Below are 13,073 nucleotides of genomic sequence, written 5' to 3' on the forward strand. Positions count from 1 at the left end.
CCTTATTTCTTCTTAGCTTCTTTACGAAGTACAACTTCGTCAGAATAACGAACACCTTTACCTTTATAAGGCTCTGGTGGACGGTAACCACGGATATCTGCAGCAACTTGACCTAAACGTGCTTTATCAGCAGATTTAAGGATAATTTCAGTTGCTGTAGGAGTTTCAGCAGTTACACCTTCAGGAAGCGTATAGTCGATCGGGTGAGAGAAACCAAGGTTAAGGTTAACAATGTTACCTTTAACCGCAGCTTTATAACCAACACCGATAAGTTGTAACTTACGTTCGAAGCCTTCACTAACACCCTTTACAAGGTTGTTAAGAACAGCGCGAGCAGTACCAGCTTGCATCCAAGCGTCTTTCGACTCAGCTTTTGGAGCAACAGCTACAATACCGTCTTCCTGTTTAAGCTCGACCAGCGCATGCAGGTTGAAAGACAATGTACCTTTGCTGCCTTTCACTTCGACCTGCCGGCCGTTCTGAGTAACTGTAACACCGTTAGGTACAGTTACTGGGGCTTTAGCCACACGAGACATGAGGAATCACCTATTAAGAAACAAAAGCAATAACTTCACCACCAACGCCTGCAGCACGTGCAGCGCGATCAGTCATGATGCCTTTGCTTGTAGAAACAATTGCAACACCTAAACCTTGCTTAACGCTCGGAAGTGCATCTTTACCGCGATATTGGCGAAGACCTGGACGGCTTACGCGCTTCACAGTTTCGATAACTGGTTTGCCTTCGAAATATTTTAAAGTGATGGTCAAAGTAGCTTTGCCTTCAACTTCAGCAACTTCTACGTTTGAAACATAACCTTCTTGTTGAAGTACGTTTGCAATTGCAACCTTCAACTTAGAATTAGGCATTGAAACTGTTTGTTTCTTTGCCATTTGTGCGTTACGAACACGAGTTAACATGTCGGCAACGGTATCTTGCATACTCATTTATAGTCGCTCCTTACCAGCTTGCCTTAACAACGCCCGGTACATCACCTTGCATTACTGTGTCACGTAATTTGTTACGGCTTAAGCCGAACTTACGGAAGTAACCATGAGGACGACCAGTTAAACCACAACGGTTACGAAGACGTACTGGAGACGCATTACGTGGTAATGCTTGTAACTTCATCATCGCTTCGAAACGCTCTTCGTCGCTTGCATTTACATTTGCAATCGTAGCTTTTAATTCAGCACGTTTTGCAGCAAATTTAGCAACAGTAGCTTCGCGTTTCAATTCGCGATTAATCATACCTTTCTTAGCCATATCGACCTCTTATTTGAACGGGAAGCCGAATGCACGCATAAGCGCACGGCCTTCGTCATCGGTGCGAGCAGTCGTAGTAACGGTAATATCCATACCACGAATACGATCAATCTTATCGAAATCGATTTCAGGGAAAACGATTTGCTCTTTAAGACCCATAGAGTAGTTACCACGACCATCAAATGATTTCGATGAGAAACCACGGAAGTCACGGATACGAGGGATCGCGATAGAGATCAAACGGTCTAAGAATTCGTACATATGTTCGCCGCGTAAAGTAACTTTACAACCGATCGGCCAACCATCACGAATTTTGAAACCAGCGATTGATTTGCGAGCTAATGTAAGCACTGGTTTTTGACCAGCAATTGCTTGCATATCTGCAAGAGCACCATCAAGGAGTTTTTTGTCAGCAGCTGCTGCACCAACACCCATGTTGATCGTGATTTTAGTGATGCGAGGAATTTCCATCACATTCTTAATGCCCAATTGTTCTTGTAATTGAGCTTTAAGTTCGTCGTTATAACGCGCTTTAAGTCTGGCCATTGCCTATTTCAACCTATTACTTCGCTACCGCCACTGATTCACCATTTGATTTGTAAACGCGAGTTTTCACGCCATCAATCACTTGGTAACCAACACGGTCAGCCTTTTGGGTTGTAGCATTAAAAATTGCCACGTTAGAAATATGAAGCGAAGCTTCTTGAGTTACGATGCCGCCTTCAGCGCCAGTAACACGGTTCGGCTTTTGATGCTTCTTCACTAAGTTAAGGCCTTCAACCTTAACCAAGTCATTAGAAACAGACAGAACAGTACCCTGTTTGCCTTTTTCTTTACCTGCGATCACAATTACTTGATCGCCTTTTTTAATCTTAGCCATGAGTGCCTCTTATAGAACTTCAGGAGCCAATGAAATGATTTTCATGAACTGTTCAGTACGAAGTTCACGAGTCACTGGTCCGAAAATACGAGTTGCAATCGGCGCTTTGTTGTTGTTCAAAATTACAGCTGCGTTGTCATCAAAACGGATCACAGAACCATCTGGACGACGAATGCCGAACTTTGTACGTACAACTACAGCATTCATCACGTCACCTTTTTTAACACGTGCGCGTGGAATAGCTTCTTTTACAGTAACTTTAATAATGTCGCCAACAGAAGCATAACGACGATGTGAACCACCAAGTACTTTAATACATTGTACGCGGCGGGCACCACTGTTGTCTGCTACGTCGAGCATAGTTTCGGTTTGAATCATTGCCCTACTCCAAAACCGTGCATCACCGGTCGCAATTTCGAAAGGCTCAAAGAGTACTCGAAATTGACCGATGATGCAAGAACGTTTAATTACTCAGCAGCAGCTTCAACAACTTCAACTAATGTCCAAGACTTAGTTTTAGAAATTGGGCGGCTTTCTTTGATGGTTACAAGATCGCCAATCTTAGCGGTGTTGTTCTCATCATGAGCATGTAATTTAGTTGAACGGCGGATTGATTTGCCATACAACGGGTGTTGAACACGACGTTCGATAAGCACAACAATAGACTTGTCCATTTTGTCGCTTACTACTTTGCCGGTTAACGTGCGGACTGTTTTTTCACTCATTGTCCGTTCCCCTGTTTTTCGGTAAGGAGGGTCTTAATACGAGCAATTGTTTTACGAGTAAGCGCAACTTCATGCGACTTACCCAATTGACCAGTTGCTTTAGCCATACGAAGACGGAATTGGTTAAGCTGTTGCTCATCAAGCAAAGCTGTCAACTCTTCTACCGACTTTTCACGTAGATCTTTAGTTTTCATTACATTACCGTCCGAGTCACGATAGTGGTTTTAAACGGAAGTTTAGCAGCAGCAAGCTTGAAAGCTTCAGTTGCCAACTCATCGTTCACACCTGCCATTTCGTACAGGATCTTACCTGGTTTGATTTCACAAACCCAGTATTCCACATTACCTTTACCGTTACCCATACGAACTTCTAATGGCTTTTCAGTAATTGGTTTGTCTGGGAATACACGGATAAAGATCTTACCACCACGCTTAACACGACGGCTAATGGTACGACGCGCAGCTTCAATTTGACGTGAAGTCATACGACCACGTTCAATTGCTTTAAGTGCGATTGTACCAAATGATACTGTACTACCACGGTGCGCTAGACCAGTGTTACGGCCCTTTTGCACTTTACGGAATTTGGTACGTTTAGGCATCAACATGGATTATTCTCCCTTGTCAGCAGCACGGTCATTACGACGTCCACGACGTTGTTCTTGACCTTCACCACGACCACGACCGCGTTTAGCTGGGCGCTCTTCAGCAGGAGCTGGGTTCATGACTTGTTTCATGCCGCCCAAGATCTCACCACGGAAGATCCAAACTTTAACACCAATCGTACCGTAAGTTGTTTCAGCACGCATAGTTGAGTAGTCGATGTCCGCACGAAGTGTATGCAAAGGTACACGACCTTCACGATACCATTCAGTACGAGCGATCTCTGCACCACCTAAACGGCCAGAAACTTCAACTTTGATACCTTTAGCACCAGCACGCATAGAGTTCTGTACCGCACGCTTCATAGCACGACGGAACATAACACGCTTTTCTAATTGAGAAGCGATTGCTTCAGCAACTAAACGAGCATCTAAGTCTGGGCGATCGATTTCGTTGATGCTTACTTGCGCTGGAACACCCATAATAGATGTTAATTCGCGCTGTAATTTCTCAATGTCTTCGCCTTTTTTACCGATAACGATACCAGGACGAGCAGTGCTAATAGTTACTTTAGCAGCGCCTGTAGGACGTTCGATAAGAATATTGCTGATCATTGCGTTCTTAAGTTTTTTAGTTAAAAACTCACGAACTTGCAAATCTTTAAGCAAGTATTCAGCGTATTGTTTCGGACTCGCATACCAGTTGGCGTTATGACGTTTTACAACACCAAGGCGGATACCGATTGGATGAACCTTCTGACCCATATCAAACCCCTACCTTAACGGTAATGTGACAAGTACGCTTAGTAATACGATCCGCACGGCCTTTAGCACGTGGCATAATACGTTTAAGGCTAGTGCCTTCATCAACGTAAATCGTAGTAACCTTAAGGTCGTCTACATCTAAACTGTTATTATGTTCAGCGTTTGCAATTGCAGATTCCAATGCTTTTTTCACCAAAACTGCAGCTTTTTTGTTGCTGAAGTTCAAGATGTTAAGCGCGTGAGCAACAGATTTGCCACGGATTAGGTCTGCAACCAAACGAGTTTTTTGTGCCGAGATAGCGGCACCGCGTAATTTAGCAGTAACTTCCATCATAGCACCTTAACGTTTAGATTTCTTGTCAACACCGTGACCACGATAGGTACGAGTTGGCGCGAATTCACCTAGTTTGTGACCAACCATATGTTCAGATACGATCACTGGAACATGGTTACGGCCATTATGTACAGAAATTGTTAAACCAACAAAATCCGGGAGGATCATCGAACGACGCGACCAAGTTTTGATCGGCTTACGGTTATTAGCCGCAATAGCCGCTTCAACCTTAGCGAACAAGTGCGCATCGACGAATGGGCCTTTTTTCAGAGAACGAGGCATTGTCAGATTCCTTTACTTGTTACTTAACGCGACGGTCGCGAATAATCATCTTAGTCGTACGCTTATTGGTACGTGTCTTGTACCCTTTAGCTTTTTGACCCCATGGGCTTACAGGTTGAATACCTTTGTTACGACCTTCACCACCACCGTGCGGGTGATCTACTGGGTTCATCGCCATACCACGAACGGTAGGACGAACGCCACGCCAGCGTGCTGCACCTGCTTTACCAAGTGAACGAAGGTTGCTTTCTTGGTTAGAAACTTCACCAAGAACTGCACGGCACTCAACGTGAATTTTACGCATTTCACCAGAACGTAAACGAACGATAGCGTAAGAACCGTCACGACCCAACAATTGAACCGAAGTACCAGCTGAACGAGCTAATTGCGCGCCTTTACCGATTTTAAGTTCGATGTTGTGAAGAGTAGAACCGATAGGCATGTTGCGAAGCGGTAAGCAGTTACCTGGACGAATTGGAGCATCGTTACCAGATTGAACTTTATCGCCAGCGCGAAGACCTTTAGGCGCGATGATGTAGCGACGCTCACCATCAGCATACAATACAAGTGCAATGTGTGCTGTACGGTTAGGATCGTATTCAATACGCTCTACAGTTGCAGGAATGCCATCTTTGTTACGTTTAAAGTCAACAAGACGGTAGTGCTGCTTGTGACCGCCACCAACGTGACGAGTCGTGATGTGACCGTTATTATTACGACCACCAGTACGTTTTTTAGCTTCTACCAACGGCGCATAAGGCGCACCTTTGTGAAGATGGTCGTGAACGACTTTCTCTACAAAGCGACGTCCTGGAGACGTTGGCTTACATTTTTGAATAGGCATAATTCTCGTCCTTATTCCGCTGTGCTTTCAGCGGTATCGCCCAAGTCAGCCATTTCAACATCTTGGCCAGCTTTCAGGGTGACGTATGCTTTTTTAACATCAGAACGACGTCCGATAGTTTTACCAAAGCGTTTAGTCTTACCTTTAGTGATAGTCGTGTTAACTTTAACAACTTCTACACCAAACAATTGCTCAACAGCTTTTTTAATTTCAAGTTTGTTTGCATCAACTGCAACTTTAAAAACTTGAACACCAGCTGTTTCGCCTAAAACTTGTGCTTTTTCTGAGAATACAGGTCCTTGTAGGACTTGATAGATACGTTCGTTGTTCATCCGAGTTCTACCTCAATTTTCTTAGCAGCAGCAACAGACATAACAACTTTATCGAACGCGATCAAGCTAACAGGATCGATTGCAGTAGCATCAACCACATCAACGTGTGGAATGTTGCGCGCTGCTAAATATAGATTCTCATCTACAGCATCCGTAACGATCAATGCGCGAGTAGCATTCAAGTCGTTAAGTTTCGCAAGCAATTCTTTAGTTTTTGGAGCTGCAACAGCAATCTCTTCAACCAACACAAGACGATCTTGGCGAACAAGTTCAGCTAAGATACATTGCATTGCACCGCGATACATTTTGCGGTTAACTTTTTGAGACCAATCTTGTGGACGAGCAGCAAAAGTCTTACCACCACCAACCCAGATTGGGCTACGAATAGAACCAGCACGAGCACGGCCAGTACCTTTTTGACGGAATGGTTTTTTACCACCGCCAGATACATCAGCACGCGATTTCTGAGCTTTCGAACCTTGACGACCACCAGCTAAATAAGCTGTAACAACTTGGTGTACAAGAGCTTCGTTAAATTCACGACCGAAAGCAACTTCAGATAATTCAACAGCAGAGCCGGAAACAGTTTTTAAATTCACGTTATTTCCCCTCAGGCCTTGATCGTAGGACGAACGGTAACGTCGCCACCAGTAGCACCAGGAACCGCGCCTTTAACCACTAGAACTGAACGTTCTGTGTCGATAGCAACGATCTCAAGACCCTGTGTAGTTACGCGTTCAGCACCTAAATGGCCAGCCATTTTTTTGCCTTTGAATACGCGACCAGGAGTCTGGTTTTGACCAGTAGAACCTAAAACACGGTGAGAAACCGAGTTACCATGAGTAGCATCTTGGGTACGGAAGTTCCAACGCTTAACACCACCTTGGAAACCTTTACCTTTAGACGTACCAGTAACGTCAACGATTTGACCAACTGTGAACAAGTCAACAGTTAGAATACCACCAACTTCACGACCTTCAAGATCAGCTTCTGTAGCGCGGAATTCTTGAACTAGACGACCAGCAGCAACACCAGCTTTCGCGAAGTGACCTTTCTGAGCGCTAGTTACGCGAGATTCGCGACGTTCACCAGTAGTGATTTGAATCGCTTGATAACCATCAGTTTCAAGCGTTTTGATTTGAGTGATGCGGTTAGGATCAACCTCAATCACTGTTACAGGTACAGAAACACCAGCATCTGTAAAGATACGGGTCATACCGCACTTGCGACCGACTAAACCAATAGCCATGTGCATAACCTCTAAAAAAGCGGCCTAATTAACTTTAAAAATGTTAATTAACCGAAAGCCTTAACCCAAAGCGATCTGAACATCAACACCAGCTGCAAGATCTAACTTCATCAATGCATCAACAGTTTTATCTGTAGGTTGAACGATGTCGATCAAACGCTTGTAAGTGCGGATCTCGTATTGGTCACGCGCATCTTTGTTAACGTGTGGTGATGTTAAAACGTTAAAACGTTCGATGCGAGTTGGCATCGGGATTGGACCACAAACTTGTGCGCCAGTACGTTTTGCTGTTTCTACGATCTCTTGAGCAGATTGATCAATTAAACGATGATCAAAAGACTTAAGACGGATACGAATTCTCTGGTTAGACATACCAGTTAACTCCAAGCCAAATATATAAAGAATCACCCTTGACGCATCTCACCTATTGGTAAGTATCAAAGGCAGTGAAAATCACTAAGGTCATGATCGATGCCATGACTGTCACGATGTTAACTACTTTCTTCGCAGTTAACCCCTTGCGTTGAAGGGTCACTTATTATAGCGATTGTTTAACGCTTAAGCAAATCCAATTTGCTTTTTTTAGTCTTTTTTTCATATTTTTATGATTTTCAATTGTTTATTATTTAAGCACTATGCTGTTTTCTGCAGTACATACTCTATGGCCTGATTGAGCAATTGATTACCCTGCAAAAACTGTGCTTTTGGAGTATGTTTCAACTCCCTTTCTATTTGTACATAAGTACCCGAAAAATTAGCGAACTCTTCATCATTGTCCAAGAACAAACTCAAAGTTTCAGGGGTAATCTCTGGGTGAAACTGAAATCCTAGTACATTCTTTCCAATTTGATACATTTGATTGCGACACACATCATTTTCAGCCAAATGAATCGCCCCTTTCGGAATTTCAAAGGTTTCACTATGCCATTGCATCACATTAAAATACTCTGGCAGTTCAAAACAATCCTGTGGCACATGCGGGACTTTACGTACCGTCGTCCAGCCCAATTCTTGCATACTGGTTTTACTTACTGCCGCACCTAAAGCGTTGGCAATCAATTGCCCGCCCAAGCACAATCCGATGGCAGGCTTACCAAGTGCGAGATAACGTCTTAGCCAACGTTTTTCAATCTTGAGCCAAGGGAAATTGACTTCATCATTCACACTCATGGTTCCACCCATGATAATTAATAAATCTACATCCTCTACCTGTGGCAAAGCCTCAATTTCCAAGGGTAAATCCACAGGCAAGGCAAAAAACTCTGTGGCTGTAATCTGAGCTTTATGGGCTTTTAGAAATTCATAACAACTACCGAACCCTTCACCAGCAATATGCTGAAAATAATGTACTTTTAAATGCGACTTCATGCGCTGTAACCTATTGTTGTAGCTTTCCTCAAGGATTTAGCAAAATTGAAGCCAACTTTTAGTTAGGTAGCGTGTTTTTACAGTTCTTACCAATTCGGTAGCGAAAATCCATAGATTCTCTTAATCTAGAGCGCATCTTACTCTTTATATGAGTCACATCTTGAACAAGAAATCTCAAACTGCGCTGATTCATGCACCAAGAAAAGCACCACAGTATATTTCCAGCGTTCAACCTCCCCTGTTTCGTGCATCCACCATCATCTTTGAAAACACCGATGCACTATTTAATCGCCACTGGACCGATCCTTATGACTACAGTTACGGAACGCATGGCACTCCAACCACCTTTACTTTAGCTGATCAAATTGCACAAATTGAAGGTGGCGAATATTGCCTATTAGCACCAAGTGGATTGTCTGCGATTAACTTAGTCAATTCTGCTTTACTCAAACAAGGCGATGAAGTCTGGGTGCCTGATAATGTCTATGGTCCAAATATGGAACATCTGCGTAATCTGGAAAAACGTTATGGGATTCAAGTTTGCGTTTATAACCCGATTGATCTTGAAAGCTTCAATCCTTCAAGTCATGCCAAGCTACTTTGGCTCGAAGCCGCAGGATCGGTCACTTTGGAATTTCCTGACTTGGTCGGGTTGGTTAAAAAAGCCCAATCACAGCAAATTCTAACTGTACTGGATAATACCTGGGGAGCAGGCTTAGCCTTTAATCCTTTTGACTTTTCAGCAGAACATTTGGCTGTCGATATCAGCGTGCATGCCCTGACCAAATACCCAAGTGGTGGTGGCGATATCTTAATGGGTTCTGTGGTCACACGTGACCAACATCTACATCAGCAATTGTTCCGCATGCACGCCATTCAGGGCATTGCGGTGTCTGGTGATGATACTGCCCAGATTCAACGCAGCTTGGCGCATATGTCGATTCGTTATGATCAACAAGCACAGTCCACCTTGACATTACTTCAATGGTTAAAGCAGCAACCACAATTTAGTCAGGTGTTACATCCAAGTGATACAAATGCTGCAGGCCATGAATACTGGAAACAGGTTTGCCAAACAGGCAAAAGTGCAGGTTTGGTCAGTGTGCTCTTCAAACCAGAATACGACTTAAAAGCGGTGCGAAAGTTTTGCGATCATCTGAATTTATTTAAGCTCGGTTTTAGCTGGGGTGGTCCAATCAGCCTAGTCATGCTATATGAGCTGAATCACATGCGCTCACTCAAACATACACATTTACAACAAGGTTTATTGGTGCGCTTTTGTATAGGACTAGAAGATGCTGAGGATTTAGTTCAAGATATTCAAAATGCATTAAAACAGCTCGAATAATTCTAAAACAGGTGAAAAATGAGTACACCAATCGCCATTGCAAAAAAAACCACAGATACCACACAAGAGATCGTTTTACATTCTCAATTTGCCAATCGGCATGGTCTAATTGCAGGTGCAACAGGTACGGGTAAAACCGTAACCCTAAAGGTACTGGCAGAAAGTTTTTCACGCATTGGTGTTCCCGTTTTTTTAGCCGATGCCAAAGGCGATGTCTCCAGTCTGGCTCAAGCAGGCAGCAGTAGCCCTAAATTCGATGAACGCATTAAAACATTGGGCATTGATGTCATTCCTTTTGCTGCCTCACCTGTTGTGTTCTGGGATTTATTTGGTGAACAAGGTCATCCCATTCGCAGTACAGTTTCCGAAATTGGACCACTGTTATTGGCACAAATGCTGAATTTGAATGACACTCAAGAAGGCGTCTTATCCGCAGTTTTTCGAATTGCCGATGATCAAGGGCTACTATTAATCGACTTTAAAGATTTAAAAGCCATGCTCAGCTATGTCAGCGAGCATGCCGCCGATTTTAAAGCCGAATATGGCAATCTCTCCCCTGCCAGTTTAGGTGCTATCCAGCGTAATTTACTGGCTCTTGCCGATCAGGGTGGTGATCAGTTTTTTGGGGAACCTAGCTTAAATATTCTTGATTTTATACAGACTGATAGTGAAGGTCGCGGCTATATCAACCTGCTGGCAGCCGACAAACTGATGAACACCCCTAAACTCTACGCCACTTTCCTGCTATGGATGCTCTCGGAATTATTTGAACAACTACCAGAAGTTGGAGACATGGACAAACCAAAACTAGTGTTTTTCTTCGATGAAGCTCATTTACTGTTTGATAATGCTAGTGCGGCCTTACAAGAAAAAATTGAACAAGTAGTACGCCTGATTCGCTCCAAAGGCGTCGGGATTTATTTTGTAACCCAAACCCCCCTAGATTTACCCGAAAGTGTACTCGGACAACTGGGAAATCGCGTTCAACATGCCTTAAGGGCCTTCACCCCGAAAGACCAGAAAGCAGTTAAAACGGCAGCCGCTACATTTCGAGCCAATCCTAGTTTTGATGTCGAGCAAGCCATTACCGAATTGGGCGTAGGCGAAGCCTTAATTAGCTGTCTGGACGAACAAGGTACACCACAAATGGTTGAACGTGGCTGGGTCATGCCTCCCTACTCGGCGTTTAATCCTATTTTACCCGAGACTCGCAAAACCTTAATGGCACAGAGTATTGTGGCGGGCGTCTATGAACAAAGTGTTGACCGTGACAGCGCCTATGAATTACTACAACAAAAAGTTGTCGAACGCCAACAGCAAGCTGAATCTGAAGCAGCCGCTAAAGAACAAGCCAAACAACAAGAAGTACTCGCCAAACAGCACGCCAAGGAGCAGGAACGTTTGGCACGTGAACAACAAAAAGAAGCGGATCGTGCTGCCAAGCAGCGGGAAAAGCTCACTCAAGATATTGTGGGAACCTTTGCCAAAAGTGCTGCCCGTAGTTTAGGTGGCTCGACTGGGCAAAAAATTGTGCGCGGTTTATTGGGCTCTTTATTTGGTGGGAAATAACCTTCCCATTACAGCTTAAATTTAGCTTTAGCTGCTCAGTACAATAACCATAATTTTTTCAACCCAAACCGATTATTGAAACAAAAATTGCATCCGTATCAACATTTAGTTTGACCCTCTATTTTCACACAACCTCCCGATTTATTTTATTCCATAAAAAAAATAGGGTTTTGTGTTAAAAAGAGATTGCAAATAAAATATTAAATATGTATTTTAAATACATCTTATAAATAACAGCCAGTGAGATCGCAAAATGACTCCGCAGCAAATTGAACTCGTAAAAGCAACTGTTCCCGTTCTTCGTGAAAATGGCGTCGCACTAACAGGCTATTTTTATAACCGCATGTTAGGTAACAATCCTAACTTAAAAGAAACATTTAATATGGGGCATCAACGCAGTGGTGCTCAGGCTCAGGCTTTGGCAGGTGCGGTACTGGCGTATGCCGAAAATATCGAAGATCCTTCGGTTTTGTTACCTGTAGTTGAACTGATTGCGCATAAGCATGTCAGCCTGAACATTCAAGCGCCTGACTACAATATTGTGGGTGAGAACCTGCTGCATTCAATCAGTGAAGTGCTGAATATTTCGATGGAAGATCCATTAATTGGTGCTTGGGCTGCGGCTTATGGTCAATTGGCAGATCTGTTTATTAGCACCGAAAAAGCGATTTATGATCAACATCAGCAAACCAAAGGCAGTTGGTTAGGCTGGCGTAATTTCAAAATCGCCAAAAAAATGGTTGAAAGCGACGAAATCACCTCTTTCTACCTAGCACCTGTTGATGGCGGCGAATTACCGAAATATGAAGCAGGTCAATATATTTCGATTCGCGTTTTTGTCGAACAACTTGGACATAAACAGCCTCGTCAATATACGCTTTCCAATAGCCCACAAGCGGACTATTTACGTATTTCAGTAAAACGAGAAGATGAAAAAGGTGAGCAAATTGCAGGTTGGGTATCTTCTACCTTACACAGTTTGGAAGAAGGTGCTGAAGTTGAAGTTTCAGCACCTACAGGGAATTTCTACCTGATCGATCCAAGTAAACGTAATGTATTTATTAGTGGTGGTGTTGGCTTGACACCAATGATTGCAATGCTGAATCAGTTGGTGACTATGGATATGCCACAACCTGTGAGCTTTATTCATGCATGTCGTAGCAGCCAAGTACATGCCATGAAAAAACACATTCATGAATTAAAAGACAAGTATCCACGTTTAAGCACATTTACTGCCTATGAGTTTCCGCATGAAGGTGATGTTTTAGGCGAAGATTATGATGTTGCTGGACGTTTAGATTTAGGTGCAATGGATGCGGCTGTTTTACCAGTCAATGCCGATTACTACCTCTGCGGCCCAATGCCGTTTATGGCTGAACAACACCAAGCGTTGGTTGCACGCGGCATTAAACCTGAACAAATTCATAGTGAAGCATTTGGTACAGGTGGTGTGCGCATCTAAGCTTCCGATCGCATGCATACCTAATAGGGCTAGTCTGTGATAGACTAGCC

Annotated in this window: 20 protein-coding genes and 1 pseudogene; 3 read left to right on the forward strand and 18 right to left on the reverse strand. The window is 43.5% G+C overall.

What is annotated here, in order from left to right:
- Nucleotides 1-2: 2 nt before the first annotated feature.
- From rplF to MKI85_RS07175, 18 genes and pseudogenes are all read right to left on the reverse strand, one after another.
- Nucleotides 3-536, reverse strand: coding sequence for a 50S ribosomal protein L6 (gene rplF / locus MKI85_RS07090; protein ID WP_131264509.1), 534 nt, complete (start codon nt 534-536; stop codon nt 3-5).
- Nucleotides 537-549: 13 nt separating this feature from the next.
- Nucleotides 550-945 carry a 30S ribosomal protein S8 gene (gene rpsH, locus MKI85_RS07095; RefSeq protein WP_241626326.1) on the reverse strand — a complete coding sequence of 132 codons (396 nt, stop codon included), beginning with the start codon at nt 943-945 and terminating at the stop codon, nt 550-552.
- 13 nt (nt 946-958) lie between these two features.
- A complete protein-coding gene (gene rpsN, locus MKI85_RS07100) occupies nt 959-1,264 on the reverse strand; it encodes a 30S ribosomal protein S14 (RefSeq protein ID WP_106984040.1) in 306 nt (101 codons plus the stop codon).
- A gap of 9 nt (nt 1,265-1,273) precedes the next feature.
- Complete coding sequence (gene rplE, locus MKI85_RS07105; RefSeq protein ID WP_241626328.1) at nt 1,274-1,810, reverse strand: 50S ribosomal protein L5; 537 nt, start codon at nt 1,808-1,810, stop codon at nt 1,274-1,276.
- 16 nt (nt 1,811-1,826) lie between these two features.
- On the reverse strand, nt 1,827-2,144 hold the full coding sequence (gene rplX / locus MKI85_RS07110) for a 50S ribosomal protein L24 (RefSeq protein ID WP_241626330.1): 318 nt from the start codon (nt 2,142-2,144) through the stop codon (nt 1,827-1,829).
- 9 nt (nt 2,145-2,153) lie between these two features.
- Nucleotides 2,154-2,522: a 50S ribosomal protein L14 gene (rplN, locus tag MKI85_RS07115; RefSeq protein ID WP_001982634.1), complete on the reverse strand. Its 369-nt coding sequence runs from the start codon at nt 2,520-2,522 to the stop codon at nt 2,154-2,156.
- 89 nt (nt 2,523-2,611) lie between these two features.
- Nucleotides 2,612-2,869, reverse strand: coding sequence for a 30S ribosomal protein S17 (gene rpsQ / locus MKI85_RS07120; protein ID WP_241626332.1), 258 nt, complete (start codon nt 2,867-2,869; stop codon nt 2,612-2,614).
- The gene (rpmC, locus tag MKI85_RS07125; protein ID WP_004650482.1) at nt 2,866-3,063 is read right to left on the reverse strand and encodes a 50S ribosomal protein L29; all 198 of its coding nucleotides are present in this window, start codon (nt 3,061-3,063) and stop codon (nt 2,866-2,868) included. The genes rpsQ and rpmC overlap by 4 nt, the downstream gene beginning before the upstream one ends.
- Complete coding sequence (rplP, locus tag MKI85_RS07130; RefSeq protein ID WP_241626334.1) at nt 3,063-3,476, reverse strand: 50S ribosomal protein L16; 414 nt, start codon at nt 3,474-3,476, stop codon at nt 3,063-3,065. The genes rpmC and rplP overlap by 1 nt, the downstream gene beginning before the upstream one ends.
- A pseudogene (gene rpsC / locus MKI85_RS07135) lies at nt 3,470-4,235 on the reverse strand (30S ribosomal protein S3). Before rpsC ends, rplP begins: the two are co-directional and overlap by 7 nt.
- Before the next feature lies 1 nt (nt 4,236).
- The gene (gene rplV, locus MKI85_RS07140; protein WP_004691320.1) at nt 4,237-4,566 is read right to left on the reverse strand and encodes a 50S ribosomal protein L22; all 330 of its coding nucleotides are present in this window, start codon (nt 4,564-4,566) and stop codon (nt 4,237-4,239) included.
- Nucleotides 4,567-4,575: 9 nt separating this feature from the next.
- Nucleotides 4,576-4,851, reverse strand: coding sequence for a 30S ribosomal protein S19 (gene rpsS, locus MKI85_RS07145; RefSeq protein ID WP_004281508.1), 276 nt, complete (start codon nt 4,849-4,851; stop codon nt 4,576-4,578).
- 19 nt (nt 4,852-4,870) lie between these two features.
- Nucleotides 4,871-5,695 carry a 50S ribosomal protein L2 gene (gene rplB, locus MKI85_RS07150; RefSeq protein ID WP_116761960.1) on the reverse strand — a complete coding sequence of 275 codons (825 nt, stop codon included), beginning with the start codon at nt 5,693-5,695 and terminating at the stop codon, nt 4,871-4,873.
- A gap of 11 nt (nt 5,696-5,706) precedes the next feature.
- Nucleotides 5,707-6,027, reverse strand: coding sequence for a 50S ribosomal protein L23 (gene rplW / locus MKI85_RS07155; protein WP_241626336.1), 321 nt, complete (start codon nt 6,025-6,027; stop codon nt 5,707-5,709).
- A complete protein-coding gene (gene rplD, locus MKI85_RS07160) occupies nt 6,024-6,626 on the reverse strand; it encodes a 50S ribosomal protein L4 (RefSeq protein WP_016168601.1) in 603 nt (200 codons plus the stop codon). Before rplD ends, rplW begins: the two co-directional genes overlap by 4 nt.
- 11 nt (nt 6,627-6,637) lie before the next feature.
- Complete coding sequence (rplC, locus tag MKI85_RS07165) at nt 6,638-7,276, reverse strand: 50S ribosomal protein L3 (RefSeq protein ID WP_241626338.1); 639 nt, start codon at nt 7,274-7,276, stop codon at nt 6,638-6,640.
- Between the two features lie 60 nt (nt 7,277-7,336).
- Entirely contained in the window at nt 7,337-7,648 is a 312-nt protein-coding gene (gene rpsJ / locus MKI85_RS07170; protein ID WP_000070912.1) for a 30S ribosomal protein S10, read from the reverse strand.
- Nucleotides 7,649-7,909: 261 nt separating this feature from the next.
- On the reverse strand, nt 7,910-8,644 hold the full coding sequence (locus MKI85_RS07175; protein WP_241626340.1) for a type 1 glutamine amidotransferase: 735 nt from the start codon (nt 8,642-8,644) through the stop codon (nt 7,910-7,912).
- Nucleotides 8,645-8,804: 160 nt separating this feature from the next.
- Here MKI85_RS07175 and MKI85_RS07180 point away from each other — a divergent pair, with 160 nt between their 5' ends.
- The 3 genes from MKI85_RS07180 (at nt 8,805) to hmpA (ending at nt 13,023) form a co-directional block, all read left to right on the forward strand.
- Nucleotides 8,805-9,992: a PLP-dependent transferase gene (locus MKI85_RS07180; protein ID WP_241626342.1), complete on the forward strand. Its 1,188-nt coding sequence runs from the start codon at nt 8,805-8,807 to the stop codon at nt 9,990-9,992.
- A gap of 18 nt (nt 9,993-10,010) precedes the next feature.
- On the forward strand, nt 10,011-11,561 hold the full coding sequence (locus MKI85_RS07185) for a helicase HerA-like domain-containing protein (RefSeq protein ID WP_241626344.1): 1,551 nt from the start codon (nt 10,011-10,013) through the stop codon (nt 11,559-11,561).
- A 253-nt stretch (nt 11,562-11,814) separates the two neighbouring features.
- A complete protein-coding gene (gene hmpA, locus MKI85_RS07190) occupies nt 11,815-13,023 on the forward strand; it encodes an NO-inducible flavohemoprotein (RefSeq protein WP_241626345.1) in 1,209 nt (402 codons plus the stop codon).
- The last annotated feature ends 50 nt before the right edge of the window (nt 13,024-13,073 follow it).

It is taken from the genome of Acinetobacter zhairuonensis, assembly GCF_022601715.1.
GTDB lineage: Bacteria > Pseudomonadota > Gammaproteobacteria > Pseudomonadales > Moraxellaceae > Acinetobacter.

What these genes read in the sequence shown, in the direction of transcription:
- rplF (WP_131264509.1), bottom strand. Translation starts at nt 536, where the DNA reads ATGTCTCGTGTGGCTAAAGCCCCAGTAACTGTACCTAACGGTGTTACA.
- rplX (WP_241626330.1), bottom strand. Translation starts at nt 2,144, where the DNA reads ATGGCTAAGATTAAAAAAGGCGATCAAGTAATTGTGATCGCAGGTAAA.
- rpmC (WP_004650482.1), bottom strand. Translation starts at nt 3,063, where the DNA reads ATGAAAACTAAAGATCTACGTGAAAAGTCGGTAGAAGAGTTGACAGCT.
- rpsJ (WP_000070912.1), bottom strand. Translation starts at nt 7,648, where the DNA reads ATGTCTAACCAGAGAATTCGTATCCGTCTTAAGTCTTTTGATCATCGT.
- rplC (WP_241626338.1), bottom strand. Translation starts at nt 7,276, where the DNA reads ATGGCTATTGGTTTAGTCGGTCGCAAGTGCGGTATGACCCGTATCTTT.
- MKI85_RS07175 (WP_241626340.1), bottom strand. Translation starts at nt 8,644, where the DNA reads ATGAAGTCGCATTTAAAAGTACATTATTTTCAGCATATTGCTGGTGAA.
- rplP (WP_241626334.1), bottom strand. Translation starts at nt 3,476, where the DNA reads ATGTTGATGCCTAAACGTACCAAATTCCGTAAAGTGCAAAAGGGCCGT.
- rpsN (WP_106984040.1), bottom strand. Translation starts at nt 1,264, where the DNA reads ATGGCTAAGAAAGGTATGATTAATCGCGAATTGAAACGCGAAGCTACT.
- rplN (WP_001982634.1), bottom strand. Translation starts at nt 2,522, where the DNA reads ATGATTCAAACCGAAACTATGCTCGACGTAGCAGACAACAGTGGTGCC.
- rplV (WP_004691320.1), bottom strand. Translation starts at nt 4,566, where the DNA reads ATGGAAGTTACTGCTAAATTACGCGGTGCCGCTATCTCGGCACAAAAA.
- rpsH (WP_241626326.1), bottom strand. Translation starts at nt 945, where the DNA reads ATGAGTATGCAAGATACCGTTGCCGACATGTTAACTCGTGTTCGTAAC.
- rplW (WP_241626336.1), bottom strand. Translation starts at nt 6,027, where the DNA reads ATGAACAACGAACGTATCTATCAAGTCCTACAAGGACCTGTATTCTCA.
- rpsS (WP_004281508.1), bottom strand. Translation starts at nt 4,851, where the DNA reads ATGCCTCGTTCTCTGAAAAAAGGCCCATTCGTCGATGCGCACTTGTTC.
- MKI85_RS07185 (WP_241626344.1), top strand. Translation starts at nt 10,011, where the DNA reads ATGAGTACACCAATCGCCATTGCAAAAAAAACCACAGATACCACACAA.
- rplE (WP_241626328.1), bottom strand. Translation starts at nt 1,810, where the DNA reads ATGGCCAGACTTAAAGCGCGTTATAACGACGAACTTAAAGCTCAATTA.
- rpsQ (WP_241626332.1), bottom strand. Translation starts at nt 2,869, where the DNA reads ATGAGTGAAAAAACAGTCCGCACGTTAACCGGCAAAGTAGTAAGCGAC.
- hmpA (WP_241626345.1), top strand. Translation starts at nt 11,815, where the DNA reads ATGACTCCGCAGCAAATTGAACTCGTAAAAGCAACTGTTCCCGTTCTT.
- rplB (WP_116761960.1), bottom strand. Translation starts at nt 5,695, where the DNA reads ATGCCTATTCAAAAATGTAAGCCAACGTCTCCAGGACGTCGCTTTGTA.